We start from the raw sequence: 25986 nt of genomic DNA, 5'->3' as shown, positions 1-25986 counted from the left end.
GAATGCCGTCATGTGCCGGCTCTAGCGTGCCCGCCATGAGACGCATCACCACCCTGACGTGCGCGGCGGCCATCGCGCTCGCCCTCGCCGCCCCGGCGACCGCTGCCATGGCCGATCCCGCCCGGCCCGCGGACCGCGCGCCCGCCGCGTTCGGCCGCGCCACGCTGACCGGCTTCGCCGCGCTGCCTGCCCGGACCTACGTGCCCGGCAGCGAGCCGTCGGGCTCCCTCCTCGGCACCGCGCCGGTCAACGGCGTCACCCCGCCCTTCCCCGGCCAGCCCGTGCAGGGCTTCAGCGGCATCGCCCGCCGCCACGACGGCACCTTCGACGTGCTGTCCGACAACGGCTTCGGCAACAAGGCCAACAGCGCCGACTTCCTCCTGCGGGTGCATCGCGTCAAGCCGGACTTCGCCGCCAGGACGGTCGAGGTGCTCGGCGGCTTCAACCTGACCGACCCGCGGGGGCTCGTCCCGTTCGCCCTGACCCGCCAGGACCGTACGCTGACCGGCTCCGACTTCGACGTCGAGTCGATCGTGCGCGCGACGGACGGCACGTACTGGATCGGCGACGAGTTCGGCCCGTTCCTGCTGCACTTCGACCGCAGGGGCCGGCTGCTCGACGCCCCGATCGAGCTGCCCGGCGTCAAGGCCCCCGAGAACCCCTGGCTGAACGGCGCCCAGCCCAATCTGGCCAGCAGCAAGGGCTTCGAGGGCATGGCCAGGTCGGTGGACGGCCGCCGGCTCTACCCGCTGCTCGAAGGCACGGTGAGCGGCGACCCCGCGGGCACTCTGCGGATGAACGAGTTCGACCTGCGCAGTCGCGCGTACACCGGGCGCACGTGGACGTACCGGCTGGAGGACCCCGCGCACTCCATCGGCGACGCCGTCGCCGTGGACGCGAACCGCTTCCTGATCATCGAGCGGGACAACCTCCAGGGCGACGCGGCCAAGGTCAAGCGTGTCTACCTGGCCGACACGCGCGACCGCGACCACGACGGCGCGCTGGACAAGACGCAGGTGGCCGACCTGCTCGACCTGGCCGACCCGCGCGGCCTCGGCGGCACGCCCGGCACGTTCCGGTTCCCGTTCCAGACCATCGAGGACGTCGTCGTCCTCGACGACCGCACCCTGGGCCTCCTGGACGACAACAACTTCCCCTTCTCCAGCGGCCGCACGCCGGGACGTCCCGACGACAACGAGTTCATCACCGTCCGGCTCTCGCGTGGCCTCCAGGCCGATCCGCGAATTTTCCGGTAGAAGCATGTTCTCCGGGAGAAGCATGTAGAGAAGCGTGGGACGGCTCCGACCCCCTGCTGACAAGAGCCCGCAGAAGGAGTTCGACATGCAGTCCACGGTTCAGACCGTCACCTCGGCCGACGGCACCCGCATCGCGTTCGAGAGCAGCGGCGAGGGCCACCCGGTGATCCTGGTGGGCGGTGCCTTCAACGACCGCACCACCGTCGCCGCCCTCGCCGCCGCCCTCGCCCCCGGCTTCCGCGCGATCGCCCACGACCGGCGCGGCCGGGGCGGCAGCGGCGACGCGCCCGCCTACGCCGTCGAGCGGGAGATCGAGGACCTCGCCGCGCTGATCGAGCACGCGGGCGGCTCGGCGAGCGTCTTCGGCCACTCCTCCGGCGCCGTCCTCGCGCTGGAGGCCGCCGCGCACGGGCTGCCGATCACCCGTCTGGCCGTCTACGAGCCGCCGTACGTCGTGGACGGCGCGCGCACCGCGCCCGGCGGCGACTTCGCCGAGCGGCTGCGCGGCCTCGTCGAGGGCGATCGCCGCGACGAGGCCGTGGCGCTGTTCCTGACCGAGGGCGCCGACGTGCCCGCCGAGGTGGTGGCGGGCATGCGGTCGGAGCCCGTGTGGGGCTGGTTCACCAGCCTGGCGCACACGCTCGCCTACGACGCCGCCGTGTGCGGCCCGGGGCAGTCGCTGCCGGTCGAGCGGCTGTCCCGCGTCACCGTGCCCACCCTGGCGATCGGCGGCGACCAGTCGCCGAAGTGGATGCTGGACGCCGTGCGGGCCGTCGCCGACGCCGTGCCGGGCGCCCGGCACGTGGTGCTGCCCGGCGAGGACCACGGCGTGCTCGGCCGGCCGGAGGCGCTGCTCTCGACGCTGACGGACTTCCTGTCCTGAGCAGATCCGTCCGGAAAAGAACCGATCCTGAGCGGGCCCGTCCAGAAAGGACCCGGCCTGAGCGGACCCGTCCTGAGCGGGATCATCCGCTTTCGGGGGGTTTGCCGAGGGCGTGCCGCAGCTCCGCCGCCGCCTCCGGGGTCAGCAGGGGGTGGGAGTAGAGGTCGAGCAGCGGCCCGGCCCTCGGCCAGCGCCTGCGCCACGTGCAGCCGGTAGGGCGCGAGCGCGTCGAGCGCCGCGTCCCTGATGCGGGGGCGCGCGGTGAGGTCTTCGGGCTCAGTCATGCGGGCTCCCGTACGGACGTGCGGATCGTGACGACCCTACACGCGGGCGCACGAACCGGACGGCGGTAAGGTGCCCCTCATGCCGGATTCAGCGCTCGTGACCGCGGACGACCTCGACCAGGCCGTCGCCCTCGCCGTCGACACGCTGCGGGACGCGCCGCCGCAGGCGTGGGAGGCGAAGGCGGGCTCACTGGAGTGGACCTGCTGGGAGACCGTCGAGCACCTCGCCGACGACCTGTTCGCCTACGCCGCCCAGCTCGGCCTCAACGTGCCGCCGCTGGACACGTACGTGCCCTTCGTGCTGGAGCGGCGCAGGCCCGGCGGCCCGAACAACACCATCCACGCCGACCGCGCGGCCGGGCCCACCGGGCTGCTGCAGGTGCTCCAGGCCTCCGGCGCGCTGCTGTCGGCCATGGTCCGCACCGCGCCGCCGCAGGCGCGCGGTCATCACATCTTCGGCATGGCGGACGCCTCGGCGACCGCCGCGATGGGCCTGGTGGAAACGCTCGTGCATATGCACGACGTGTCCGAGGGGCTCGGCCTGGCCTGGGAGCCGCCCGCGGACCTGTGCTCGCGGGTGCTGGCCCGCCTGTTCCCCGACGTCCCCGTGGACACCGCCCCGTGGGCCACGCTCCTGTGGGCGACCGGCCGCGGTGAGCTGCCCGGACGGCCGCGCCAGACCCGGTGGCGCTGGTACAACGAACCCCGCTGATCGGACGGGGAGTCAGACGATCAGGTCGTCGAACTCGCCGTCCTTGGCCCCCAGGACGAACGCGCTGATCTCGGCCTGCGTGTAGACCAGCGCGGGGCCGTCGGGGAACCGGGAGTTACGCATGGCGATCTCACCCGTGGGCAGGCCCGCGACCTCGACGCAGTTGCCGTTGGGATTGCTTCGCCTGCTCTTGCGCCACACGACGGGGAGGTGACCGGCGGGGGTTCCGTTCCGGAACTCGTGCATGGGGGAAGCTCCTAGCAATCTTACGGATGCACGTGCATCCGCGTTTGCGCCGACCCTACGACAGCACGACAGACTCCATATACCGGATGACCAAAAATCCGACTATGGAGTGGATCACAGGAGTTTCAGCAGCTCATCCGGAAATGAGCTGTTCCAGAAAGCGCCGTGTCTGCTTCGGCTCCAGGGCCTGGATGCTCAGCCGGTCCATGACCTCCATGTAGTGGTCGGAGTCGGCCGGCTTGTCCAGATAGAGGGCGCTGGTGAGCTGCTCCATGTAGACCACGTCGGGCAGGTCGCGCTCGGGGAAGCGCAGGATGCTGAACGAGCCGCCGGCCGCCGCGTGCCCGCCGCTCTCGAACGGCATCACCTGCACGGTGACGTTGCGCTCCTCCGTGGCGTCGAGCAGGTGGCGGATCTGCTCGCGCATGACCTCGGCCCCGCCGAGCCCACGCCGCAGGACGGCCTCGTCGATCACGGCCCACAGCTTGAGCCCGCTCTCCAGCCGTTGCTGTCTGGTGGTGCGCAGGGTGACGCGGCGGTCGAGCTCGGCGTCGAGCGCCTTCTCGTTGCCGAGCCGGATCACGGCCTTGGCGTACGCGGGCGTCTGCAGCAGGCCGGGGACGAACTGGTTCTCGAACGTGCGGATGGCCGAGGCGGCCCCCTCCAGCCCGATGTAGACCTCGAACCAGCCGGGCAGCAGGTCGCCGTACTTGTGCCACCAGCCCGGCGCGTTGGCCTGCCGGGCCAGGGCGAGCAGCGGCTCGCGGTCCTCCGGAGCGGTGACGCCGTAGAGGGTGAGCAGGTCGGCGACGTCTCGCTGCTTGAAGCTGACCTGACCGAGCTCAAGTCGGCTGATTTTCGCATGAGAGGCGCGAATCGAGTACCCGGCATCCTCCCGGGAGATACCCTTCTCGGTACGGAGCCTGCGCAGTTGCGTACCCAGCAGGATCCGCAGCACCGTCGGGCTTCCCGGCGTGTAGCTGAGAAGCTTTCCCTCCGCGCTCTGTGCGCTCACTCGACCGCTCCTAGATCATCTGCACGTGCAGATGGTATTCGCATCGGTAAAACACGAAAAGTCTTGCATCACTACCCACACCCCGTAAAGATGGGCACTGGATCACCAGACCGCGCTTCGGGGGCCAGGATGACGACTTTCGACGCTCGGCCGCAAGCCGTCATCGGTTCCCGGCCACCAGGGTGGCTCGCCACCATTCTGGTGGATGGGCGCGCCGGAGAGTGCGACGCGGTGTTCCCCTTCCACGAGCGCACCGCGTTCGAGCCGGCCTGCGTCGCGATGGCCCGGCGTTTCGTGGACCAGACGCTCACCTCGTGGGCCGCCGCCGACCTGGCCTACGACGTGCAACTGGTGGTCTCCGAGCTGGTCACGAACGCGATGCGGCACGGCGGCGGAGCCGTGCAGCTCCGGCTGCTCTTCCGCCGGCCCGAGCTGGCCTGCGTGGTGACCGACCACAGCGAGTCCGTCCCGGTGGCGGCGCCGGCCGACGTGTTCGCCGAGTTCGGGCGCGGGCTGCGGCTGGTCGACGCGCTCTGCAGCGCGTGGGGCTGGTTCGCCCCCGGCGGCTCCCGGAAGCTGGTCTGGGCGGTCCTGTCCGCGTAGACACCGGTACGAGCGGCGCCGTCCGGTGCAGGTCACCTCTGCTCCAGGAGGTCCAGCACGTCCTCGTCGGTGAGCTGGTCGAAGTGTTCGTACCACTGGCCGACCGCCCTGAAGTCGACCGGCGTCAGCAGCACCACCACCTCGTCGGCCTCCGCGCGCATCCTCTCGACGGTCTCCTCAGCGCCGACCGGCACGGCCAGCGTCACCCTGGCGGGACCGGCCGCGGCCACCGCGCGCAGGGCCGCCCGCGCCGTCCCGCCCGTGGCCAGGCCGTCGTCCACGACGATCACCTCGCGTCCGGCCAGCGGCGACAGCGGCCGGTCACCCCGGTAGACCCGCACCCGCCTGGCCAGCTCGTGCCGCTCCCGCTCGACCACGTCGGCCAGGTCCTCGGGCGTCAGCCCGAGCCGGTCGAGCATCGTCAGGTCGAACACCGGCTCGCCGCCCTCGGCGATCGCCCCCACGCCCAGCTCGGGAGCGGGCGGGTAGCCGATCTTCCGGGTGACGAGCACGTCGAGGTCGCCGCCGAGCCGGCGGACGACCGGCACGGCGACGGCGACCCCGCCACGCGGCAACGCCAGCACGACGGGGTCGCGCACCTCCGGCAGCCGCTCGGCCAGCAACGCCCCGGCCTCGGCCCGATCCGCGAACACCTGCATGACCTGTGCATACCCGCACCACCCGGTCTACTCGCCTCCCTCCCGCACCAGCCAGGAGGAAGGCGAGAAAGCCGGACGGGGACCGTCAGGGACGGTTGCGGCTGGAGCGGCGCATCTCCTTGTGGATGATCTTCCACTTGTTCTGCTGCTCCTTGCGCAGCCGCGCATCCGTGCGGGACGCCATCCAGGCCGCCTCGCGCTGCAGCTTGCGCCAGCTCTGCAGCCGGCGTTCGGGCAGCTCGCCGTTCTCCATGGCGTCCAGGACGGCGCAGCCCGGCTCGCTCACGTGCCCGCAGTCGGCGAAGCGGCACCGCTCGGCCAGCTGCTCGATGTCGGCGAAGACGAGGTCGACGCCCTCACCGATGTCGTAGAGGCCGATCCGGCGGATGCCCGGGGTGTCGATGATCAGGCCGCCGCCGGGCAGCGGGATCAGCTCCCGGTGGACGGTGGTGTGCCGGCCGCGCCCGTCGGCCGCGCGCACCTGCTGGGTGTCCATCACGCCCGCCTCGGCCAGCGCGTTGACCAGGGTGGACTTGCCCGCGCCGGAAGGCCCGAGCACGACCGCCGTACGGGAGCCGTGCAGGTAGCTCGCGGCCAGCGAGACCCCCTCCCCCAGCACCGAGGAGACGGCGTGCACGTCGACGCCCGGCGCGGCGGCCCGCACGTCGGCCATCAGCTCGTCGAGGCCCGACTCGAACAGGTCGGACTTGGTCACCAGCACGACGGGCGTGCCGCCGGACTCCCAGGCCAGCGCCACCAGGCGCTCGATGCGGCCCAGGTCGGCGAAGTCGGTCGAGTGCATGGACGGCTCGGCCACGAAGACGACGTCGACGTTGGCCGCGAGCACCTGGCCCTGGCCGTCGCCGGACAGCCCGCCGGTCGAGTGGCGGCTCACGCCGCCCCGGATGAACGCGGTGGTCCTGGAGAGCACCTGGTCGAGCTCGTACCGGCCTTCGGGCAGCCATCTGAGCGCGACCCAGTCGCCCACGCACGGCAGGGCCACCGGGTCGTCGGCGGAGGAACGGCGCACGCGGGCGCCGTAGCGGACGTGGTGCTGACCGTCGGCGGCGATCACCTCGGCGGCGCCGCGGTCGACGCGGGCCACCCGCGCCGGGACGGTGTCAGCAGGGAGCTCGGCGGCGCGCAGATCGGTCCAGCCGAGCAGGGAAAGGTCGTAAGACAAGACGGTGAAACCTTTGATCGAGAAGGAAACGGGCAGCTCAGACGAGGGCCCGGAGGTAGACGGACGACAGGCGGAACAGAACGACCCGCATAGCCCTCACCTCCTCGATCGGTTACGCATGCGACTCTAACCACCCTTTCCCGGCAGATGCAATCGCATTATGTTTCGGCGATCCGTTGAACCCCGCCAGGGCGGCCGAGCGTACTCCCTCCCGACGGACGCGAGAAAGGGGCCTGATGCGGATCAGCACGTATCCCCCGCCCTCGGCCGAGGGGACGGCCCCGGTGGGCGAGCCGCGCCTGCGCCACCTGATCCGGCGGGTGCGACCGGACGACGAGGTGGTCGTGTCCGCGCTCTACCGGGAGTACCACCGGCCGTTGCTGGCCTTCGTGGTACGGCTGACGGCGGGCGACCGGCAGTGGGCGGAAGACGTGGTGCAGGAGACGATGATCCGGGCCTGGCGCAGCGCGGAGCGGCTGGACCCCGACTCGGTCTCGCTCATGCCCTGGCTCGCCACGGTGGCCAGACGCATCGTGATCGACGACCGGCGGCGCAGGGAGGCGCGCCCGCCGGAATCGGGCGACGGGGCGCTGGACAGCGTGCCGGTGCCGGACGAACTGGAGGGGCTGCTGCGCCAGGTGGTCGTGTCGGAGGCGCTGAAGGCGTTGTCACCGGCGCACCGCGAGATCCTGAACGAGACGATCCTGCGGGACCGGTCGGTCAACGACGCCGCCGCGGCGCTCGGCATCCCGGTGGGCACCGTGAAGTCGCGGGTCTACTACGCGGTCCGCGCGCTGCGGGTCGCGCTGGAGGAGCGGGGGGTGACGGCGTGACCTCGGGAGTCGAGCACACCGACGTGGGCGCCTACGCCCTCGGCCTGCTGGAGGAGGACGACCGGCTGGCCTTCGAGTCCCACCTGCGCGTCTGCCCCTCCTGCCGCTTCGAGTTGTCGGACCTGGCGGGGGTCGCGAGCGTGCTGCACGGCATCGGCCCGCTGGAGGACGCCGGCCCTCCTCCCCGTGAGGGGCAGGCCGGCGTGGTCGACCTGCTCCTCCGCAAGAAGGCGGCCGACCGGCGAGCCCGCCGGGGGACGTTCCTGCTCGGGATGGCGGCGGCGGTCGCCCTGGTGGCCGGCGGTCTTACCGTCGGCACGCAGCTCACCGGCGGCGGCGACCCGCCGCCGGCGATGGCGGGACGCGCCGACCACATGGGCCCGGCCGAGCAGTTCTACGCCGACGGCACGCCGATCGCGGGCAAGGGCGTCGGCGGGGTGTCGGGCGGGCTGGTGGTGGAGTCCAAGGGCTGGGGCACGCACGCGGCGCTCAAGCTGTCGGGGGTGAAGGGGCCGCTGGAGTGCGAGCTGGTGTCGGTGGGCAAGTCGGGCGAGCGGCGGGTGATGACCGGGTGGTCGGTGCCGGCGCCGGGTTACGGCGTGCCGGGCTCGCCGGCGCCGCTCTACATGCACGGCGGCAGCGCGACGCCGCTGGCCGAGATCGACCGCTTCGAGGTGGTCACCAGGACGGGCACGACCCTGCTCACCGTCAGGACCTGAGGTCGCGGACCCGCGCGAGGCCCTTCCGCCGCCGGCGGGAGGGCCTCGCCGCGTTCAGGCGGACGCGCGGTCGGCGGTGACGACGGCGTCGAGCAGGCCGGGGAACGCCTGGTCGAACTCGGCCCTGCGCAGGGTGTTCAGGCGGGAGGTGCCGGCGTAGTGCTGCCGGATGAGGCCGGCCTCGCGCAGCACCCGGAAGTGGTGGGTGGCGGTGGACTTGCTCACCGAGATGTCGAACCCGCCGCAGCTGATGTCGCCGGCGGCGGTGGCGAGCTGGGTGACGATGCTGCGCCGGACCGGGTCGACGAGGGCTTCGAGAACCCGTTGCAGGGTGACTTCGCGCAGGTCGGGGTGGTCCGGGGTGCGGTCGGCGTCCATGGAGCCATAGTACGACATCCATCGAAGTTTGACGGTAGTCGTACTTCGGGGGTTGAATGGCGGCCTCTGACGCGGAAGGACGATGTGATGACCAGGACGGTGCTGTTCCACGAGCTCGGCGGGCCCGAGGTGCTGGAGCTGGCGGACGTGGCGGCCGGCGAGCCGGGGCCGGGCGAGGTGCGGATCCGGGTGGACGCGATCGGCCTCAACCGGGCCGAGGCGCTGTTCCGCAGCGGCCACTACATCGAGCCCGTCCGGAGTTTCCCCGCCCGGCTCGGCACCGAGGCCGCCGGGGTGGTCGAGGCGGTGGGCGCGGGCGTCACCGGGTTGCGGACCGGCCAGCCGGTGAGCACGGTGCCGGCGTTCTCGCAGAACGACTACGGCGTGTACGCCAGGCGGGCGGTCGTGCCGGCGGCGGCTGTGCTGCCCCGTCCCGAGGGGGTGGGCCCGGTGGAGGGCGCGGCCGTGTGGATGCCGTACGTGACGGCCTACGGCGCGCTGGTGGAGGTGGGCGGGATGCGTCCCGGGGACACGGTGGTGCTGAACGCCGCCTCCAGCAGCGTGGGCCTGGCCGCCACCCGGGTCGCCGACCGCATGGGCGCCACGCCGATCGCCCTCACCCGCACCGCGGCCAAGAAGGAGGCCCTGCTGAAGGAGGGCGCCGCCGAGGTGATCGTCACCGAGGAGGAGGACGTGGCCGAGCGGGTGCTGGCGGCCACGGGCGGGCGCGGCGCGGAGTTCGTCTTCGACGCCGTGGCCGGGCCGGGCGTGACGGACCTGGCCAGGGTGGTCGCCCCCGAGGGGCTGCTGCTGGTGTACGGCGCGCTGAGCGGCCGGCCGACGCCCTATCCGGGGATCGACCTCGGCATGCCGGCGCTCAACATGCGGACGTACACGATGCACGAGACGACGCGGGTGCCCGAACGGCTGCGGCGGGCGGCGGCGTTCGTGGCGTCGGGGCTGCGCTCGGGCGCGTTCCGGGCGGTGGTGGACCGCACGTTCGACCTGGAGGAGATCGTCGAGGCGCACCGGCACCTGGAGTCGAACGCGCAGTTCGGCAAGATCGTGGTGACGGTCCGGCACTGACCGTCCGGCCGCCCGCCGCGAGGGGCGGGCCGGGCCGGACGGGCGGGCCGCGGGATCAGGACAGGCCGGGGGCGGGGAACTGGGCGGTCAGCTCGCTGACCTCGTGGTGGACGCGGGTGATGACGTCCTCGGCGTCGCCCTTGGCCAGGGCCGTGACGACCTCGTCCATCCAGGCGCCGATCTGCCGCATCTCGGCCTCGCCCATGCCGCGCGAGGTGACCGACGGGGTGCCGATGCGGATGCCCGACGGGTCGAACGGCTTGCGGGTGTCGAACGGCACCGCGTTGTAGTTGGTCTCCAGGCCGGCCCGGTCGAGCGCCTGGGCGGCGGGCTTGCCGCCGATGCCCTTGGGCGTCAGGTCGAGCAGGATCAGGTGGTTGTCGGTGCCGCCGGAGACCAGGTCGAAGCCCCGGCTGGACAGCTCCTCGGCCAGGGCCTTGGCGTTGGCGACGACCTGGTGGGCGTAGTCGCGGAAGGACGGCTGGGCGGCCTCGTGCAGCGCGACGGCGATGGCGGCGGTGGTGTGGTTGTGCGGGCCGCCCTGGAGGCCGGGGAAGACGGCCTTGTTGAGCGCGGTGGCGTGCTCGTCGCTGGTGGCCATGAGCATCGCGCCGCGCGGGCCGCGCAGCGTCTTGTGGGTGGTCGTGGAGATCACGTCGGCGTGACCCACCGGGGACGGGTGGGCGCCGCCCGCGACCAGGCCGGCGATGTGCGCGATGTCGGCCGCGAGCACGGCGCCGACCTCGCGGGCGATGGAGGCGAAGCCCTCGAAGTCGATCGTGCGCGGGATCGCGGTGCCGCCGCAGAAGATCAGCTTCGGCCGGTGCTCCAGGGCCAGCTCGCGGACCTCGTCGAGGTCGACGCGGCCGGTGTCGCGGCGCACGCCGTAACGGACCGGGTTGAACCACTTGCCGGTGGCCGAGACCGACCAGCCGTGGGTCAGGTGGCCGCCGAACGGCAGGCCCATGCCGAGCACGGTGTCGCCGGGCTGCAGGAAGGCCAGGTAGACGGCCAGGTTGGCGGGCGAGCCCGAGTACGGCTGGACGTTGGCGTGGTTGACGCCGAACACGGCCTTGGCCCGCTCGATCGCCAGCGTCTCGATCTGGTCGATGACCTGCTGGCCCTCGTAGTAGCGCTTGCCCGCGTAACCCTCGGAGTACTTGTTGGTCAGCACCGTGCCGGTCGCTTCGAGCACGGCCTTGGACACGTAGTTCTCGGACGCGATCAGCTTGACGGTGTCGGCCTGGCGGCGCTCCTCCGCCTTGATGAGCTCGGCGAGCTGCGGGTCGGCGCTAGCAAGAGAACTCATGACTCCCCTGTCATCATTGACAATTGGCGAAGACCCAGGCGCTCGGCCTCCGCTCCCGGTTGATTCGCTCCCTGGTGGTCGATCCCACCGAATGCGCCAGTCGCGTCGCCCTAGACGATAGCGGATGCGCAACCGGCCGCTCGTCCCGCTACTTGGTCCGGCTCACACCCGGCCAGAGCCGGTCGACCTCGGCGTTGAGGATGGCTCCGATCAGCACGGCCAGGGCGGTGATGTACAGCCACAGCAGCAGCGCGATCGGGGCGGCCAGGGAGCCGTAGACGGACACGGGCGAGAACCAGGCCGCCAGCACCGCCCGCAGCACGGCGGCGCACACGATCCACAGGAACAGGGCCAGGATCGCGCCGGGCAGCTCCCGGTACCACTTCGTCCGCACCGGCACGCTGACGTGGTAGAGCACGGTGAGGAAGAGCACCGAGCCGCTGATCACGACGGGCCAGTAGAGGATGTCGATGAGGATGCCGTACTCGCCGGGGAGCGCGTCCTTGAGCAGGGTGGGGCCGATGACCAGGATCGGCATGACGATGATGCCGATGATCAGGCCGACGACGTAGAGGCCGAACGACATCAGCCGGGTGCGGATGATGCCGCGCTCCTCCCCCAGCCCGTAGGCGACCGAGATGAGGTCGACGTAGACGTAGAGCGCCCGCGAGCCCGACCACAGCGACAGCAGGAAGCCGAGCGAGATGATGGACACCTTGTTGGCGTCGTCCCTGAGCACGTCGGTGATGAGCGGGTTGATCACCTTCTTGACGGCGTCGTCGGTGAACAGCAGCCCGGCCTGCTCGATCACCCACGTCTTGACCTCCGTGACGACGCCGCCGCCGAGCCAGGTGCCGAGCTTGCCCAGCACGCCGATCAGGCCCAGCACGAACGGCGGCAACGACAGCAGCGCGAAGAACGCGGCCTCGCCGGCCAGGCCGGTGACCCGGTAGTCGACACCGGCGTTCGTGGCCGCGCGCACGATCGCCCACGACTTGGTGTCGAGCACCCAGTTCAGCCTGGCCCGGGCGGTCGAGGCGAGCCGCCTCCTGGACCGGGAAGGCGCATTGGTGGACGTCATGGCACCCAACGGTATTTCGCAGTGACTCTCCGGGACAGCTTACGTCCCGGCTCCTGCCCTAGTCGTTGTCCACGATGCGCGCGCCCAGCGGGAGGAGGGAGACGGGGATCAGCTTGAGGTTCGCGATGCCCATGGGGATGCCGATGATGGAGATGAACAGCGGGATCGAGGTGATGACGTGCCCGATCGCCAGCCAGATGCCCGCGACCACGCACCAGATCACGTTGCCGATGAGGGAGAAGACGCCGGCGTCCGGATCGCGCACGACCGTACGGCCGAACGGCCACAGAGCGTAGGCGGCGATCCTGAACGAGGCGATGCCGAACGGGATGGTGACGATGAGGATGCAGCAGATGATCCCGGCCACGGCGTAGCCGATCGCCAGCCAGATGCCGGCGAACACGAGCCAGATGACGTTCAGAATGGTCCGCATGCTCACAGCATGTCACCGGCCGTGCCGCCGAGGTCATCCGGTACGACCCTGAACTTACCCTGACCTGGGCGGCCGCCCCGGCCCCGGCGGCCCGGCGAACGCCTGGGCGATCTCCAGCCAGGCGCGGGCGGGCTCGCCGGCCGGCTCCAGGGCCGTGTCCGACAGGTGCACGCGCTGGGTGACGAGCAGGCAGAAGTCGAGCATCGGGCCGCGCACGGCGGCGGGCGCGTCCGCGGGGCCGGCGGTCCACAGGTCGCCGCCGGGGGTCGTGAGCTCGACGCGTACCGGCCCGGCGGGCTCGGGCAGGCCGCGGGCGGCGAAGCTGTAGGGCCGGGCGCGCACGCCGAGCAGGGCCACGTGCCGCAGCCGTTCGGTGGGCTCGCGGGCGACGCCGAGCGCGTCGGCCACGTCCTGGCCGTGGGCCCAGGTCTCCATCAGGCGCGCGGTGACGAACGACGCGCCCGACATCGCCGGCCCGAACCACGGCACCCGCACGCGTGCGCCGAGCGTCGCGAACGCCTCCAGCGACCGGGCGCGGGACGCGCGGAACCAGGCGTGCAGCTCACCCGGCGGCAGGCCGCGCGCGGCCCGCGCGAGGTCGTCCACCGAGCCGGTCCGCGCGGCCAGGGCGCGGAAGCCGTCCGGGTCGGTGACCGACACCACGGCGGCGTCGTCGAACCAGGCCAGGTGGCTCACCTGGTCGCGCACCGCCCAGCCCGCGGCGGGCGTGGGCGTCTCCCAGTCGGCGGGGCGCAGCGGCGCCAGCAGCGCCTCCAGGGAATCGCTCTCGTCCCGGAGGTCGGCCAGCAGTCCGGCCATGAGATCCACGGGCGCCAGCCTAACCCGAACAACGTTCTGGGAGAATAATTGCAGACGTGATCTGCGAGAGCTGCAAGGACAAGCGTCACGACGACTGCCGCGGCGGCTCCTGGTGCGACTGCCAGCACCAGAGCGAGGAACGGCCGCAGGAGTCGCCGCTCGACTGGCCGCGCCAAGGTTAGCGGCCCGCGGAGTCCAGACTCTGGACCCCATCTTGGACATCCGGGATCTCCGGAGTATCGTCAAGGTATGCCAGCGGACCCCATGCTCGTCGGTCGACGCCACGTCGACCTTCAGCGTGTCCGCAGTGCCATCTGTTGCGACGCCCGCTAACTCATCTTCTCCACCGCAGAGCGCGTCGCATTCACCTGAACCCCTGCACTCGACGACGAGGCAGGAGGAACGCTGCGCGCGCCCACGAAACGAAGGACGCGCAATGAGCACCCCTGCCAGCCGGCATCACAAGCGCCCGCGCGGCGAGGGCCAATGGGCCCTCGGCTACCGGGAACCCCTGAACAAGAACGAAGAGAACAAGAAGAACGACGACGGGCTCAACGTCCGCCAGCGCATCATCGACGTCTACGCCAAGCGCGGCTTCGACTCCATCGACCCCGCCGACCTGCGCGGCCGGATGCGCTGGTACGGCCTCTACACCCAGCGCAAGCCCGGCATCGACGGCGGCAAGACCGCCGTCCTGGAGCCGGAGGAGCTCGACGACCGCTACTTCATGCTCCGCGTGCGCATCGACGGCGGCCAGCTCGACCTGCGCCAGCTCCGCACGATCGCCGACATCGCCAACGAGTACGCGCGCGGCACGGCCGACCTCACCGACCGGCAGAACATCCAGCTCCACTGGATCGAGATCGAGTCGGTGCCCGACATCTGGGAGCGCCTGGAGGCCGTCGGCCTGTCCACCACCGAGGCGTGCGGCGACACCCCGCGGGTGATCCTGGGCTGCCCGCTGGCCGGCATCGACGCCGAGGAGGTGCTGGACGCCACCGACGACATCCACTCGATCAACCAGCAGTTCATCGGCAACCCCGAGTACTCCAACCTGCCGCGCAAGTTCAAGAGCGCGCTGAGCGGCTGCCCGGCCCACTGCACGGTGCACGAGATCAACGACGTCGCCTTCGTCGGCGTCGTCAACGAGCACGGCGAGGCGGGCTACGACCTGTGGGTCGGCGGCGGCCTGTCCACCAACCCGATGCTGGCCAAGCGCCTCGGCGTCTTCGTCAGCCCCGACCGCGTCGACGACGTGTACGCGGGCGTGATCGGCATCTTCCGCGACTACGGCTACCGCCGGCTGCGGCACAGGGCCCGGCTGAAGTTCCTGGTCAACGACTGGGGCGTGGAGAAGTTCCGCGAGGTGCTGGAGACCGAGTACGTCAAGGAGAGCCTGCCCGACGGCCCGGCGCCCGCCCTGCCGCGCGGCAGCCGCCGCGACCACGTGGGCGTCTATCCGCAAAAGGACGGCAACTTCTACGTGGGCTTCGCGCCCAAGGTGGGCCGCCTCGACGGCGACAAGCTCCACGTGATCGCCGACATCGCCGAGCGGCACGGCTCCGGCCGGGTGCGCACCACCGTCGAGCAGAAGATGGTCGTCCTCGACGTCGCGCCGGACCGGGTGGAGTCCATCGTGGCCGAGCTGGAGGCCAACGACCTGCAGGTCAACCCCTCCACGTTCCGCCGCCAGACGATGGCCTGCACCGGCATCGAGTACTGCAAGCTCGCCATCGTCGAGACCAAGGCCACCGCCGCGCACCTGATCGACGAGCTGGAGCGGCGGCTGCCCGACTTCGAGCAGCCGCTCACCATCAACGTCAACGGCTGCCCCAACTCCTGCGCCCGCATCCAGGTCGCCGACATCGGCCTGAAGGGCCAGCTCGTCGTGGACGAGAACGGCGACCAGGTCGAGGGCTACCAGATCCACCTGGGCGGCTCGCTCGGCGTGAACTCCGGCTTCGGCCGCAAGGTGCGCGGCCTGAAGACCACCGCCAAGGCCCTGCCCGACTACGTCGAGCGCGTGGTGCGCAACTACGACGCCCAGAAGAAGGAAGGCGAGTCCTTCGCCGACTGGGTGCAGCGCGCGGACGAGGCGGACCTGAAATGACCACGCGAGCGGTCCCCTTCCACTGCCCGTACTGCGGTGACGAGGACCTGGAGCCCTACGAGGGGGACGGCGGCTGGTACTGCCGCGCCTGCGCCCGCGCCTTCAAGCTGAAGTTTCTCGGAATCGGAGTGAAGATATGACGCTCGTCGACATCGAGGTGGGTTTGCGAGATCAGCGTGGCACGCTCGACCTGCAGGACATCGTCGAGTCCGCCGCCACGTTCCTTGAGGGCGCCCCGGCCCGGGAGATCATCCGGTGGGCCGCGGCGACGTTCGGCGACCGGTTGTGCCTGACGTCCTCCATGAGCGACGCCTTGCTCATCGACCTGGTGAGCCGCGTCAAACCGGGCGTGGACGTGCTGTTCATCGACACCGGCTACCACTTCGCCGAGACGATCGGCACCCGTGACGCCGTGCGGCAGGTCTATGACGTCAACGTGATCGACATCAAGCCGTCCAGGACGGTCCAGGAGCAGGATCGCGACCTCGGGCCGCGCCTGTTCGGCCGCAACCCCGACCTGTGCTGCTATCTGCGCAAGGTCGAGCCGCTCAACCGGGCGCTGGAGCCGTACCTGGCGTGGATCTCCGGCATCCGCCGGGACGAGTCGTCCAGCCGTACGGACACCAGGGTCGTCGAGTGGGATGCCAAGCGCCAGATGGTGAAGGTCAACCCGATCGCCGCCTGGACGCAGGAGGACGTCGACAACTACATCGCCGACAACGGCGTGCTGATCAACCCCCTGCACTACGACAACTACCCCTCGATCGGCTGCGCGCCGTGCACGCGCCAGGTCGCCGAGGGCGAGGACCCGCGCAGCGGCCGCTGGGCGGGGCTGGGGAAGGTCGAATGCGGCATTCACCTGTGATCCCCGGCAGGGGCCGCGTCCCGTTGGCAGGCGGGCCGGCCCCCGGGCGCGTGCCACTGGTGGCGGTCGCGCACGGGTCGCGTGACCCGCGTGCCGCCGCCACCGTGGCCGCGCTGCTGGACCGCGTGCGCCTGGCGCGTCCCGACGTGCCGGTGCGGGTGGCCTACCTCGACCACTGCGCGCCCACGCTGGGGCAGGCGCTCGACGGGCTGAGCGAGGCCGTGGTGCTGCCGCTGCTGCTCACCGAGGCCTACCACAGCCGGGTCGACCTGCCGGCCGCGCTCAACGAGGCCCGCGCGCGCGATCCGCGCCTGCGGGTCCGCTACGGCACGACGCTCGGGCCGCACCCGCTGCTGCTGCCGGCGCTGGAGCGGCGGCTGGCGGAGGCGGGCGTGCCGGCCGGCGACCCCGAGACGGCGGTCGTGCTGGTCTCGGCCGGGTCGAGCGACGCCAGGGCCAACGAGGTGATCGCGGGCATGGCCCGCGCCTGGCGGCGCGCCGGCTGGTGGACGGTGACCGCGGCCTACGCCTCGGCCGCCGGCCCGACGCCGGGGGAGGCCGTCGCGCGGCTTCGCGCCGCGGGCGCGCCGCGCGTGGCCGTCGCCCCCTACCTGCTGGCTCCCGGCTTCTTCGCCGACCGGATCCGCCGGGCCACCGCCCCAGCCGTCTGCGCCGACGTGCTCGGCCCGGCGCCCGAGCTGGTGGACGTGCTGCTGGAGCGGTACGAGACGGCCCTGCGCGAGCGCCTGCCCGTGGCCGGCTGAGCCCCCCAGCAGCGGGCTCTCAGCAGCGGGCCATGATCGCGCCGGTCCTCGGATCGACGCTGACCACGTTGGGCCGGCACGACCGGGTGCGGGCGTCGGCCAGGATCAGCCGCCACTCGGCGGGGTAGGAGGCGGTCCAGGCCAGCAGCTCGTCGGCGCCCTCGGCGGTCATCGTGCCGGTGCCCGCGTCCGCGGCCTTCACCACGGCGGCGCTCAGCTCGTTGACGCCGTCGCGGGCCTCGGCGTCGCCGAACCAGCCGGGCGGCTGCCGGACCGTGGGCCCGCACGCGCCGGTGGCGACCAGCTCGCCGTTGAGCCAGATCAGCCCGTAGCTGCCCGGCGGGCAGGTGAGGGCGAAGGACACCTTCCCGGCCTTCGACTCGAAGGTGAACGTCTCCCGCCTGCCGCCCTGGGAGTAACCGTGGAAGAGCGGCGGCCTGGGCCGGGCGCGCGTCGGCGCCGGCTGGGCCAGGGCTCCGGCCCACACGTCCCCGGCGGCGGGGGTGGACCCGGGAACGGGCCGGGCGTCCACGGTGAGCACCGTGACGGCCGTGACCGTCAGGGCCGCCGCCGCCACCGAGGCCGCCGCCCGGCCCCGGCGCCGCCGGATGCAGCGGACGCGGGCGTCCACGTCGGCCAGCCGCACCCCGCCCGGGGGCACGTCGGCGCTGTCGTGTTCGAGCAGGTCACGCAGTCGCTGTTCGGTCATCGTCAGCTTCCCGTCTCCGCCGCGGCCCTGGCCGCGGGGTCGAGCCGCAGCTTGGCCAGCGCGCGGCTGGCCTGGCTGCGAACGGTGGGCACCGAACAGCCCACGATCTGGGCTATGGCCTCGTCGGGCAGGTCCTCGAAGTACCGCAGCACGACCACGGCCCGCTGCTTGGCCGGGAGCGCGGCCAGGGCGGCCCTGAGCGCGTCCCGGGTGCCGATCCCGGCCGTGTCGTCCTGGTCCTGGGGGCGGTCCGGGAGCTCGCCCGTGGCCACCTCGCCCCGCCAGCGCCGCCGCCACCAGGAGGCGTGCGTGTTGGTCAGGATGCGGTAGACGTACGGGTCGGGGTTCGCGCCGACCCGCCGCCAGGCCAGCCAGGCCCTGGCCAGCGCGGTCTGCGTCAGGTCCTCCGCCGTGGCCCAGTCGCGGCACAGCAGGTACGCCGTCCTGAGCAGGCGGGCCGAGCGCTGCTCGACGTAGCGCTCGAAGTCGGCACGATCCCGCATCGAGGGGTCCTCACTGTCCGGTGATGTTCACCGATCACTACGCCGAAGACCCCCGCCCGCGTTGCACGGCCTCAGTAACCCCGGCGGTCGCGGCGGTCGCGGCGCTCTCGCTCCAGGGCGCGGTGCTCGTCGCGGATCTGCCGGCCGACCTCGCGGGCGTCGTCGCGCATCTGGCGGCCGACCTCGCGCCAGTCGTCGCCGTGCAGCGCCCGCCAGTGCTCCCGCCAGGCGGCCAGGCCGCGCTTGACCGGCTGGGCGCGGGAGTCGCCGAGCACCTTGACGTCGCCCATCACGGCGTAGGCGCGCACCCGGATCACCGGCACGTTCATGCCGGGGGCCGCCTCCAGCACGTCGACCTTCTTGTCGCCCATCACGGCGACGCCGTCGAGGTCGACGTTCACGCCGTCGGGCACGATGATCTTGACGTCGCCCATCACGGACACCGCCGTGACGTCGACCACGTCCGTGCGCACCTCGGCCTCGCGCAGGTCGAGCAGCACGTCGCCCATGACGGCGACCGCGCCGAGCTCCTGGTCGATGCGCCAGGTGCCGCGCCGCTTGGTGTCGCCCATGATGCCGACGAACCAGCGCCGCTTGCCGCCCTCGCGGGCCGGGGCCGGCGCGGGCACGGGCCCTGCGCCCACGGGCAGGTCCTGGGTGAGCAGGGCGAGCTCGGCGTGCGTGGTCGCGGTGTAGGCGGCCTCGGTACGGTCGGTCAGCTCGGCGAGCGTGAGCCTGCCCTCGACCGAGGCGACACGCAGCTGTTCCACGACGGCCTCGCGCTCGGCGTCCGACGCGCGCACCTCACCCGGATCTGTCATAGACGCAACATATCGCGTCTTGGGGCGGTTGGGACTCCTCCCCTGGGAGGAACATCCGTACACCCTTGGATGGGTCCAAAAGCCCCGAGGCCGCCCCTCAGCGTGCTCCGGCGACCGGGGGCCGGGAAGACGCTAGGGTCCTGTCATGCATGAGGAACAGCTCTATCGCGCGGCGTTGAACGGCGAGACCGAGACCGTGGGCAAGCTGCTCACCGGCGGCGCCGACCCCAACAAGGCCAGCGAGGGCGAGGAGGCCGGGCTGCCGCTCTGCGCGGCCGCCGCCTGGGACCGCGTCGAGGTCGCCGAGGCGCTGCTGGCGGCCGGGGCCGACGTCAACGGCCGCGAGGCCGGCGGCTGGACGGCGTTGCTCTGGGCCGCCGCCAACGGCCACGCCGCGACCGCGGGCGTGCTGATCGAGGCCGGGGCCGAGGTCGACGCGGCCAACGACGACGGCGACACGCCGCTCACGCTGGCGGCCAGGCGCGGGGCGCTGGGCGTGGTCCAGACGCTGCTGGAGGCGGGCGCCGACCACGAGAAGTTCGACGGCGACGGCGACAGCCCGCTCGACATCGCGGCCGACTGGGTGGGCGTGCACCTGGAGTCCGCGCTGCTCGACCAGATCGCCCAGGAGGGCTGGGAGTACGTCGTGGGCCGCCAGTACGCCAAGGACGGCACCGAGCTGGTCACCGTGGCCGGCCGCTCCCCCGACGGCTCGCAGACCGAGCAGGTGCAGGCCCAGCGGGGCCACGCCGCCGTGGCGACCCTCCTGGAGGACGCGGCGGGCGTCTACACGCCGGTCGACCAGCTCGTCGCCAGGGCCGTCGCCCACCGCGACGTCGACGAGGACGCCGAGACCTGGTGGATCGTGGCCGACTCGCTCGGCCGGCGGGCCGACGACGAGACGTACGAGGCCCTGTCCCGGCTGTGCGTGAGCGAGGACGCGCGCGAGCGGGAGTTCGGGGTCGACGCGATCGCCCAGTTCGGGTTCGCCGACGGCGAGAAGCCCTATCTCGACCGCACGCTCGCGCTGCTGCAGAAGATGGTGACCACCGAGGGCAACCCGCAGGTGCTGCGCTCGGTGCTGGCCGCGCTCGGCCACCAGGGCGACCCGCGCGCGCTGCCCGCCGTGCTCGACATCATCGGCCGGCCGGGCCACAAGCGCACGATGACGGACGCCATCGCGCTGGCCGACGTCCTGCCCGCCGACCACGAGGAGGGCCTGTCGCTGCTCATCGAGATGTCCCGGGACGAGGAGGCCGAGATCCGCGACTGGGCCACGGCCGGGCTGGCCGGGCTGTCGGCGGACACGCCCCGCATCCGGGAGGCGCTGGCCGACCGGCTGGCCGACGCCGACCTGCGAACGGTGGCCGAGGCGGCGCGGGGGCTCGCGGCGCGCGGCGACGAGCGGGCCGAGCAGGGCGTCAGGCGGGTGCAGGAGGAGAGCGACGACGACTACGCCAGAGACCTCGTCACGGGGATCGGCGGGGAGTGACCCTGTCGCCCCCGGCGGCCGCCCGCTGGGCGGGGTCGCCGGGGGCCCGGGTTCTGGCCCTGGAGCAGGGACCGCCCGCCCACCCGGTCAGTCCGACAGGGCGGTGCGGAGCTGGTTCAGCACGGCGCGCAGGATGCGGGAGACGTGCATCTGCGAGATGCCGAACTCGGCGGCGATCTCCGACTGGGTCATGTTGCCGTAGAAGCGCATCAGCAGGATGTTGCGCTCCCGCGACGGCAGGGCGTCGATGAGCGGCTTGACCGAGTACTTGCCGAGCAGCGTGTCCAGCGACTCGTCCTGCGAGGGCAGGAAGTCGCCGAGGTCGGCGCCGTCGTTGTCGCCGCCGACGGGGGCGTCCAGCGACAGGGCGCTGTAGGCGGTCGAGGCGTCCAGGGTGAGCAGGACGTCCTCCTCGCTGATGTTCATGTGCGCGGCGAGCTCGGAGACGGTGGGCGAGTGGCCGAGCGTCTGGGTGAGGTCGGCCGTGGCCTTGTTGAGCTCCAGCCGGCGCTCCTGGTAGACGCGCGGCACCTTGACGGCCCAGGTGCGGTCGCGGAAGTGCCGCTTGACCTCGCCGACCATCGTGATCATGGCGTAGCCGCGGAACTCGTGGCCGAGCTCGGGGTCGAAGCCGTTGATGGCCTTCATCAGGCCGACGTACGCGGCCTGGCGCAGGTCCTCCATCGGCTCGCGCTGGTGGCGGTAGCGACGGGTGACCTCGGTGACGAGGGAGTCGTACATGGTGACGACGCGCTCACGGATGCGGGCCTTGTGCTCGTCCGAGGCTTCCGGCCTGTTCATCTCAGCCAGAAGCTGTTCGGCGGTCATTTCGTCGAGTGCGATATCCAGGACGGCCATCTGAGTTGCTCCATATGCCCGAAGGCGGCCCCGTCCATGGAAAAAGCCCAGGCAGAGGCACGCCACGTTTCTACGTGAGTGAAGCCCTCTGCTGGACTTCGGATCAAAGGATTCCCTATGGATCCCGATTTATCACCCTATATTAGGTCACAGATCGATCACAGCTTACCCGCTCACGGTCCCGACAGGGCGGGAGCCGTGGTCAGGACGTCGCGGGCCAGCGCGAGGTCGCCCGTCAGCTCGGTGGGAAAGGCGTCCGGCTCGCCCCGGCCGCCCAGCAGGAAGCAGAACGCGACCACGTCCGCGGTCAGGTGGGCGTCCGGCGTGCCCGGGACGGTGTCGGCGACGCCGAGCGGGATCAGCCAGTCGCCGCCGCCCGCGCCGGTGAGGGTGAGGCGCAGGGTGCGGCCGGAGCCGTCCAGGCCGGACAGGAGCATCGTCCAGGGCAGCAGGCGGGCGCACAGGTCGGCCGTGGGGCGGATGTGCTCGGGCACGGGGTCGGGCAGGCGGATCCCGGCCGTCGTGGCGGCGTCGGCGGTGTGCACCCACGTCTCCAGGCTCCTGGCCAGGACGTGGTCGCGCACGACCGTCTCCATGCCGTCCACCGTGGCCGGCGTGGCCGGGTCGAGGCCGCCCAGGTGACGGCAGAGGGCGTCGGCCTGGGCCCGCCAGTCGCGCCTGGTCTGCTCGGGGCTGCGGGCCCGCTCGTACGCCTGCACGTCCGCCGTGCGGCCGGCCGCGTCCCGGGCGGCCAGCGGCGGGCCCAGGACGGGCGCGCCGACGGAGGCGGCCAGCAGGCCGTCCTTGGCGGCCAGGTGGGCCACCAGCTCCTGGAGCGTCCAGCCCTCGACGATGACGCGCGCCCAGTCGTCGTCCACGGCCGAGGCCAGCAGCGCGTCCATGGCGGCGACGCGGCCGGCGTACGGCAGCGCCCAGCCGGCGGTCGGCGCCGCGGGGCGGCGGCGGGCCCTGGCCCCGGCCAGGAGCTGCGGGCGCAGGGAACGGACCGGCACCACCGGGTCCTCCAGCAACGCGTCCAGATACAGGCGCTCGACAGGATCCATCACACTTCTTCCTCCGCCAGCGCGTCGGCCAGGCGCCGCAGCGCCAGCCGGATGCGCGACTTGGCCGTGCCCTCGGGCACGCCCAGCTCCTCGCTCACCTGCCGGTACGTCCGGCCGCCGAAGTAGGCCAGCTCCACCGGCCGGCGCAGCCCCTCGGGCAACGACGTCACCGCCTGCCGCACGCGCTCGGCCTCCTCGGCGGCCAGCACGGCCTCCTCCAGCCTGGCGGGCTCGCGCTCGAACAGCCGCGGCCCGAGCGCGGAGACCCGGCGGCGCTCCTCGGCGCGCACGTGGTCGACCGCGCGGCGGTGGGCGATCGTGGCCAGCCAGGCGCGCAGCGTGCCGCGTCCGGGGTCGTAGGCCAGCGGGCGCTCCCAGAACACCAGGAACACCTCCTGCGTGATGTCCTCGGCGATCACGCGGTCCCTGGTGACCCGTAAGGAGAGCCCGAAGATCAGCGCGGACAGCCGATCGTAGACCTCCCCCAGCGCCGACTCGTCGCCGCCGACCACCCGCTGGTGCAGCAGGCGGTCGTCGTACGGTGCCTCCACTGGCACCACACTCCCGTGGTCCGGACCAAGGCGGGCGGGTGCGCCGCGACCCGAGCATGTCATCATTCGCCGGAAATGTTGAGGCGGACGCCCCCCGCCCCCGGTCCCGCGGCCCCGCGATAGTGTCGAACAGACGACGACCGGAGGGATCACCCGCATGGCCACCACGCGCACCGCCACCACGCACTGGAAGGGCGCCCTGCTCGACGGCTCGGGCACCGTCTCGCTCGACACCTCGGGCGTGGGCACGTTCGAGGTCTCCTGGCCCTCCAGGGCCGAGGCCGCGGGCGGCCGCACCTCCCCCGAGGAGCTCATCGCCGCCGCCCACTCCTCCTGCTTCTCCATGGCCCTGTCGCACGCCCTGGCCGGGGCGGGCACGCCGCCGGAGTCGCTGCGCACGAGCGCGGACGTGACGTTCCAGCCGGGCGAGGGCATCACGGGCATCGTGCTCACCGTGCAGGGGCACGTTCCGGGCATCTCGGCCGAGCAGTTCCAGGAGGCCGCCGCGACCGCCAAGGCGAACTGCCCGGTCAGCAAGGCGTTGGCCGGCACCACGATCACCCTGAAAGCCGAACTCCTCTAACAGGAACGCTTTCGCGTGCGACAATTGGGTCACATGCGCGAGGTCTGGCCGGGCGAACCCTATCCACTCGGCGGCACCTGGGACGGCGTCGGCACCAGCTTTGCCGTGTTCTCCGAGGTCGCCGAGCGGGTCGAGCTGTGCCTTTTTCACGATGACGACAGCGAGGAGCGGGTGCCGCTCCCGGAGGTCGACGGCTTCGTCTGGCACGGCTACCTGCCGGGGATCCAGCCGGGCCAGCGGTACGGCTATCGCGTCCACGGGCCGTACGAGCCGTCGCAGGGGCGTCGCTGCGACCCCTCCAAGCTGCTGCTCGACCCCTACGCCAAGGCCATCGACGGGGAGCTGACCTGGAACGAGGCGCTGTTCCCCTACTACTTCACCGATCCGTCGGTGCGCAACAGGGAGGACAGCGCCCCGTACATGCCGAAGAACGTGGTGATCAACCCGTTCTTCGAGTGGGGCAACGACCGGCCGCCGCGCATCCCGTACCACGAGACGGTGATCTACGAGGCGCACGTGCGGGGGCTGACCATGCGCCACCCGGGCGTGCCGCAGGACCTGCGCGGCACGTACGCCGGGGTCGGGCACCCGGCGATCATCGAGCACCTGCTGTCCATCGGCGTGACGGCGGTCGAGCTCATGCCGGTACACCACTACGTGCCCGAGCACTTCCTGGTGGCCCGGGGGCTGACCAACTACTGGGGCTACAACACGATGGCCTACCTGGCCCCCCACGGCCGCTACTCCGGCTCGGGCACCCGCGGCCAGCAGGTGCTGGAGTTCAAGGCGATGGTCCGGGCGCTGCACGAGGCGGGCATCGAGGTCATCCTCGACGTGGTCTACAACCACACCGCCGAGGGCGACCACATGGGCCCCACGCTGGGCTTCCGGGGCATCGACAACGTCAACTACTACCGCCTGCACGACGGCGACCGGCGCTACTACCTCGACTACACCGGGTGCGGCAACTCGCTCAACGTGCGCTCGCCGCACGCGCTGCAGCTCATCATGGACTCGCTGCGCTACTGGGTGCTGGAGATGCACGTCGACGGCTTCCGCTTCGACCTGGCCTCGGCCCTGGCCAGGGAGCTGCACGACGTCGACCGGCTGAGCGCGTTCTTCGACCTCATCCAGCAGGACCCGGTGATCTCGCAGGTGAAGCTGATCGCCGAGCCCTGGGACGTGGGGCCGGGCGGCTACCAGGTCGGCAACTTCCCGCCGCTCTGGACGGAGTGGAACGGCAAGTACCGCGACACCGTGCGCGACTTCTGGCGGGGCACGAACTCCGCGCTCCCCGAGTTCGCCTCCCGCCTGACCGGCTCGGCCGACCTGTACGAGTCCTCCGGCCGCCGCCCGGTGGCCTCGATCAACTTCGTCACCTGCCACGACGGCTTCACCCTGACCGACCTGGTCTCCTACGACCACAAGCACAACGAGGCCAACGCCGAGGAGAACCGCGACGGCACCAACGACAACCGCTCCTGGAACTGCGGCGCCGAGGGCCCGGTGGAGGACCCGGACATCGTCGCCCTGCGCCGCCGCCAGCGCCGCAACTTCCTGACCACGCTGTTCCTGTCGCAGGGCGTGCCGATGCTCTCCCACGGCGACGAGATCGGCCGCACCCAGCGGGGCAACAACAACGCCTACTGCCAGGACAACGAGCTGGCCTGGATCGACTGGTCGATGCTGCACGCCGAGTCCGACCTGCTGGAGTTCGTCAAGACGTTGTCGAAGCTGCGCCGCGAGCACCCGGTCTTCCAGCGCCGCCGCTTCTTCCACGGCCGCCACCCCGACAACGGCAAGCGCGACCTGGTCTGGCTCACCCCGGGCGGCAAGGAGATGACGGCCGGCGACTGGCACACCGGCTACGCCAAGTCGCTGATGGTCTACCTCAACGGCGAGGCCATCACCGAGCCCGGCCCGCGCGGCGAGCGGATCGTGGACGACTCCTTCCTCCTGCTCATCAACGCCCACCACGAGAACCTGTCGTTCACGCTGCCGGGGCCGGAGTTCGGGGCCGAGTGGCTGCCGGTGCTCGACACCTGTCACGACGTGGTGGAGGAGGCGTTCGGCGACGAGCGGTGGCGGGCGGGCGACCTGGTGGCGGTGACCGGCCGGTCGTTCCAGGTCCTGCGGCTGCCCAGGGAGCCGCAGACGCCCTAGCTCC

At 72.0% G+C, this 25986-nt stretch carries 31 protein-coding genes; 16 read left to right on the top strand and 15 right to left on the bottom strand.

The annotated features are described in order from the left end of the window. Positions 1 to 35: 35 nt before the first annotated feature. The 3 genes from AB0J76_RS18375 (at position 36) to AB0J76_RS18365 (ending at position 3135) form a co-directional block, all read left to right on the top strand. The gene (locus AB0J76_RS18375; protein WP_352327182.1) at positions 36 to 1256 is read left to right on the top strand and encodes an esterase-like activity of phytase family protein; all 1221 of its coding nucleotides are present in this window, start codon (positions 36 to 38) and stop codon (positions 1254 to 1256) included. A gap of 85 nt (positions 1257 to 1341) precedes the next feature. Beyond that, positions 1342 to 2139 (top strand): alpha/beta hydrolase, encoded by a 798-nt coding sequence (locus AB0J76_RS18370; protein WP_352327183.1) that lies wholly within the window; start codon positions 1342 to 1344, stop codon positions 2137 to 2139. Positions 2140 to 2502: 363 nt separating this feature from the next. Further along, positions 2503 to 3135: a maleylpyruvate isomerase N-terminal domain-containing protein gene (locus AB0J76_RS18365; protein WP_352327184.1), complete on the top strand. Its 633-nt coding sequence runs from the start codon at positions 2503 to 2505 to the stop codon at positions 3133 to 3135. A 12-nt stretch (positions 3136 to 3147) separates the two neighbouring features. Here the strand turns inward: AB0J76_RS18365 and AB0J76_RS18360 are convergent, their stop codons facing one another. Together AB0J76_RS18360 and AB0J76_RS18355 are read right to left on the bottom strand one after the other, a co-directional pair. Then, positions 3148 to 3381, bottom strand: coding sequence for a DUF397 domain-containing protein (locus AB0J76_RS18360; RefSeq protein ID WP_352327185.1), 234 nt, complete (start codon positions 3379 to 3381; stop codon positions 3148 to 3150). A gap of 133 nt (positions 3382 to 3514) precedes the next feature. Next, complete coding sequence (locus AB0J76_RS18355; protein ID WP_352327186.1) at positions 3515 to 4396, bottom strand: helix-turn-helix transcriptional regulator; 882 nt, start codon at positions 4394 to 4396, stop codon at positions 3515 to 3517. 231 nt (positions 4397 to 4627) lie between these two features. Between AB0J76_RS18355 and AB0J76_RS18350 the strand changes: the two genes are divergently transcribed. Then, positions 4628 to 4999, top strand: coding sequence for an ATP-binding protein (locus AB0J76_RS18350; RefSeq protein WP_352327187.1), 372 nt, complete (start codon positions 4628 to 4630; stop codon positions 4997 to 4999). Between the two features lie 32 nt (positions 5000 to 5031). Here AB0J76_RS18350 and AB0J76_RS18345 read toward each other — a convergent pair whose 3' ends face one another. After that, a complete protein-coding gene (locus AB0J76_RS18345; RefSeq protein ID WP_352327188.1) occupies positions 5032 to 5658 on the bottom strand; it encodes a phosphoribosyltransferase family protein in 627 nt (208 codons plus the stop codon). Positions 5659 to 5743: 85 nt separating this feature from the next. Beyond that, the gene (rsgA, locus tag AB0J76_RS18340; protein WP_352327189.1) at positions 5744 to 6841 is read right to left on the bottom strand and encodes a ribosome small subunit-dependent GTPase A; all 1098 of its coding nucleotides are present in this window, start codon (positions 6839 to 6841) and stop codon (positions 5744 to 5746) included. 344 nt (positions 6842 to 7185) lie between these two features. Between rsgA and AB0J76_RS18335 the strand changes: the two genes are divergently transcribed. Together AB0J76_RS18335 and AB0J76_RS18330 are read left to right on the top strand one after the other, a co-directional pair. Beyond that, on the top strand, positions 7186 to 7674 hold the full coding sequence (locus AB0J76_RS18335; RefSeq protein ID WP_352327191.1) for a sigma-70 family RNA polymerase sigma factor: 489 nt from the start codon (positions 7186 to 7188) through the stop codon (positions 7672 to 7674). Next, complete coding sequence (locus AB0J76_RS18330; RefSeq protein WP_352327190.1) at positions 7671 to 8393, top strand: zf-HC2 domain-containing protein; 723 nt, start codon at positions 7671 to 7673, stop codon at positions 8391 to 8393. Before AB0J76_RS18335 ends, AB0J76_RS18330 begins: the two co-directional genes overlap by 4 nt. A 54-nt stretch (positions 8394 to 8447) precedes the next feature. On the opposite strand, the gene AB0J76_RS18325 is transcribed toward AB0J76_RS18330, so the two are convergent. After that, positions 8448 to 8771, bottom strand: a complete 324-nt coding sequence (locus AB0J76_RS18325; RefSeq protein ID WP_358284828.1) for a helix-turn-helix domain-containing protein — start codon at positions 8769 to 8771, stop codon at positions 8448 to 8450. 87 nt (positions 8772 to 8858) lie between these two features. Between AB0J76_RS18325 and AB0J76_RS18320 the strand changes: the two genes are divergently transcribed. Continuing rightward, positions 8859 to 9857, top strand: a complete 999-nt coding sequence (locus AB0J76_RS18320; protein WP_352328179.1) for a zinc-dependent alcohol dehydrogenase family protein — start codon at positions 8859 to 8861, stop codon at positions 9855 to 9857. A gap of 55 nt (positions 9858 to 9912) precedes the next feature. Here AB0J76_RS18320 and glyA read toward each other — a convergent pair whose 3' ends face one another. From glyA to AB0J76_RS18300, 4 genes are all read right to left on the bottom strand, one after another. Further along, entirely contained in the window at positions 9913 to 11166 is a 1254-nt protein-coding gene (gene glyA / locus AB0J76_RS18315; RefSeq protein ID WP_352328178.1) for a serine hydroxymethyltransferase, read from the bottom strand. A 148-nt stretch (positions 11167 to 11314) separates the two neighbouring features. Continuing rightward, entirely contained in the window at positions 11315 to 12247 is a 933-nt protein-coding gene (locus AB0J76_RS18310) for a YihY/virulence factor BrkB family protein (protein WP_352328177.1), read from the bottom strand. 58 nt (positions 12248 to 12305) lie between these two features. Next, positions 12306 to 12680, bottom strand: a complete 375-nt coding sequence (locus AB0J76_RS18305; protein ID WP_352328176.1) for a YccF domain-containing protein — start codon at positions 12678 to 12680, stop codon at positions 12306 to 12308. 54 nt (positions 12681 to 12734) lie between these two features. After that, positions 12735 to 13499, bottom strand: a complete 765-nt coding sequence (locus AB0J76_RS18300) for a TIGR03084 family metal-binding protein (protein WP_352328181.1) — start codon at positions 13497 to 13499, stop codon at positions 12735 to 12737. A 56-nt stretch (positions 13500 to 13555) separates the two neighbouring features. On the opposite strand from AB0J76_RS18300, the gene AB0J76_RS18295 reads away from it, so the two are divergent. The 6 genes from AB0J76_RS18295 (at position 13556) to AB0J76_RS18270 (ending at position 17238) form a co-directional block, all read left to right on the top strand. Beyond that, positions 13556 to 13681: a hypothetical protein gene (locus AB0J76_RS18295; RefSeq protein WP_352328175.1), complete on the top strand. Its 126-nt coding sequence runs from the start codon at positions 13556 to 13558 to the stop codon at positions 13679 to 13681. 67 nt (positions 13682 to 13748) lie between these two features. Then, positions 13749 to 13832 (top strand): putative leader peptide, encoded by an 84-nt coding sequence (locus AB0J76_RS18290; RefSeq protein ID WP_311132608.1) that lies wholly within the window; start codon positions 13749 to 13751, stop codon positions 13830 to 13832. Between the two features lie 103 nt (positions 13833 to 13935). Continuing rightward, positions 13936 to 15609, top strand: a complete 1674-nt coding sequence (locus AB0J76_RS18285; RefSeq protein ID WP_352328174.1) for a nitrite/sulfite reductase — start codon at positions 13936 to 13938, stop codon at positions 15607 to 15609. Further along, positions 15606 to 15749 carry an Insertion element protein gene (locus AB0J76_RS18280; protein ID WP_103955276.1) on the top strand — a complete coding sequence of 48 codons (144 nt, stop codon included), beginning with the start codon at positions 15606 to 15608 and terminating at the stop codon, positions 15747 to 15749. Before AB0J76_RS18285 ends, AB0J76_RS18280 begins: the two co-directional genes overlap by 4 nt. Further along, positions 15746 to 16474 carry a phosphoadenylyl-sulfate reductase gene (locus tag AB0J76_RS18275; RefSeq protein ID WP_352328173.1) on the top strand — a complete coding sequence of 243 codons (729 nt, stop codon included), beginning with the start codon at positions 15746 to 15748 and terminating at the stop codon, positions 16472 to 16474. The genes AB0J76_RS18280 and AB0J76_RS18275 overlap by 4 nt, the downstream gene beginning before the upstream one ends. Then, the gene (locus AB0J76_RS18270; RefSeq protein ID WP_364389952.1) at positions 16456 to 17238 is read left to right on the top strand and encodes a sirohydrochlorin chelatase; all 783 of its coding nucleotides are present in this window, start codon (positions 16456 to 16458) and stop codon (positions 17236 to 17238) included. The genes AB0J76_RS18275 and AB0J76_RS18270 overlap by 19 nt, the downstream gene beginning before the upstream one ends. Before the next feature lie 19 nt (positions 17239 to 17257). Here AB0J76_RS18270 and AB0J76_RS18265 read toward each other — a convergent pair whose 3' ends face one another. The 3 genes from AB0J76_RS18265 to AB0J76_RS18255 all read right to left on the bottom strand — a co-directional run bounded on the left by AB0J76_RS18265 (position 17258) and on the right by AB0J76_RS18255 (position 19271). Beyond that, complete coding sequence (locus tag AB0J76_RS18265) at positions 17258 to 17947, bottom strand: hypothetical protein (protein ID WP_364389950.1); 690 nt, start codon at positions 17945 to 17947, stop codon at positions 17258 to 17260. Positions 17948 to 17949: 2 nt separating this feature from the next. Further along, a complete protein-coding gene (locus AB0J76_RS18260) occupies positions 17950 to 18450 on the bottom strand; it encodes a SigE family RNA polymerase sigma factor (protein ID WP_352331324.1) in 501 nt (166 codons plus the stop codon). Between the two features lie 71 nt (positions 18451 to 18521). Then, entirely contained in the window at positions 18522 to 19271 is a 750-nt protein-coding gene (locus AB0J76_RS18255) for a DUF1707 domain-containing protein (protein WP_352331322.1), read from the bottom strand. Positions 19272 to 19416: 145 nt separating this feature from the next. On the opposite strand from AB0J76_RS18255, the gene AB0J76_RS18250 reads away from it, so the two are divergent. Next, positions 19417 to 20763, top strand: coding sequence for an ankyrin repeat domain-containing protein (locus AB0J76_RS18250; protein ID WP_364389948.1), 1347 nt, complete (start codon positions 19417 to 19419; stop codon positions 20761 to 20763). 87 nt (positions 20764 to 20850) lie between these two features. On the opposite strand, the gene AB0J76_RS18245 is transcribed toward AB0J76_RS18250, so the two are convergent. The 3 genes from AB0J76_RS18245 to AB0J76_RS18235 all read right to left on the bottom strand — a co-directional run bounded on the left by AB0J76_RS18245 (position 20851) and on the right by AB0J76_RS18235 (position 23236). Further along, the gene (locus tag AB0J76_RS18245) at positions 20851 to 21621 is read right to left on the bottom strand and encodes a SigB/SigF/SigG family RNA polymerase sigma factor (protein WP_352325697.1); all 771 of its coding nucleotides are present in this window, start codon (positions 21619 to 21621) and stop codon (positions 20851 to 20853) included. A 173-nt stretch (positions 21622 to 21794) separates the two neighbouring features. Then, positions 21795 to 22685, bottom strand: coding sequence for a maleylpyruvate isomerase family mycothiol-dependent enzyme (locus AB0J76_RS18240; RefSeq protein ID WP_352325696.1), 891 nt, complete (start codon positions 22683 to 22685; stop codon positions 21795 to 21797). Next, entirely contained in the window at positions 22685 to 23236 is a 552-nt protein-coding gene (locus tag AB0J76_RS18235; protein WP_352325695.1) for a sigma-70 family RNA polymerase sigma factor, read from the bottom strand. Before AB0J76_RS18235 ends, AB0J76_RS18240 begins: the two co-directional genes overlap by 1 nt. A gap of 157 nt (positions 23237 to 23393) precedes the next feature. Here AB0J76_RS18235 and AB0J76_RS18230 point away from each other — a divergent pair, with 157 nt between their 5' ends. Both AB0J76_RS18230 and glgX read left to right on the top strand, forming a co-directional pair. Further along, positions 23394 to 23819 carry an OsmC family protein gene (locus AB0J76_RS18230; RefSeq protein WP_352325694.1) on the top strand — a complete coding sequence of 142 codons (426 nt, stop codon included), beginning with the start codon at positions 23394 to 23396 and terminating at the stop codon, positions 23817 to 23819. A 33-nt stretch (positions 23820 to 23852) separates the two neighbouring features. Continuing rightward, positions 23853 to 25982, top strand: a complete 2130-nt coding sequence (glgX, locus tag AB0J76_RS18225) for a glycogen debranching protein GlgX (protein ID WP_352325693.1) — start codon at positions 23853 to 23855, stop codon at positions 25980 to 25982. Positions 25983 to 25986: the final 4 nt, after the last annotated feature.

Origin of the sequence: Nonomuraea sp. NPDC049624, assembly GCF_040675255.1 — a bacterium.
GTDB lineage: Bacteria > Actinomycetota > Actinomycetes > Streptosporangiales > Streptosporangiaceae > Nonomuraea.
The sequence above is the reverse complement of the archived record's forward strand: the minus strand, read 5'-3'. Positions and strand labels throughout refer to the sequence as shown.